The organism is Nocardiopsis chromatogenes YIM 90109 (assembly GCF_000341185.1).
In the GTDB taxonomy this organism is placed as follows: domain Bacteria; phylum Actinomycetota; class Actinomycetes; order Streptosporangiales; family Streptosporangiaceae; genus Nocardiopsis_A; species Nocardiopsis_A chromatogenes.
Window position 1 is genome coordinate 1 of the sequence record NZ_ANBH01000415.1, and the last position, 522, is coordinate 522.

Here is a 522-nt window from a genome sequence, read left to right on the forward strand (position 1 = left end):
ACCGGAACCTTCGGACCCGCCCACGTCAGGCACATCGACCGACCCGCCGGGCAGCGAGCCACCGTCCGACGACGACCCCAGCTCGAAGGAGCCTCCGGTGGAGTCCTCCCCCGTCCGCGCGCCCTCCGGACCGCCGGGGGCATCCCCGCCGGTCTCGACCTGCGTCCGCTCCGGAGGCGGCGGCAGGTCGACCGTGCCGCCGCCGGCGTCGGCACCGTCCGTGGAGGCGGCCAGCGACTCCCGGTCCAGGCGCCCGGTACCGGAGTCTCCGTTCCGGTCCCCCCACGGGTTCTCCGACGTCACGAAATCCGCGCCGCCTCCGGGCCGGTCTCCGCGTCCGCGGTCGCGGTCGCGTCCGGTCCCGCCCGACCCGCCGGGCGCTCCGCCCCCGCCGCCCGCGCCCGACCCGGTGACCGGGGGCGGCACGTACCCGAAGCCACCGGGGGCACCGTCCCCTGACGCCCCGCCCGACCCGTCGCCCGACGACGGCCCGCCGGTGATCTCGGTCCGGTCCTCCCGTTC

The 522-nt window shown here is 78.5% G+C and carries 1 pseudogene; it reads right to left on the reverse strand.

The annotated features are described in order from the left end of the window. Positions 1 to 303: pseudogene (locus D476_RS37830) on the reverse strand (hypothetical protein); the annotation flags it as partial. Positions 304 to 522 lie beyond the last annotated feature (219 nt).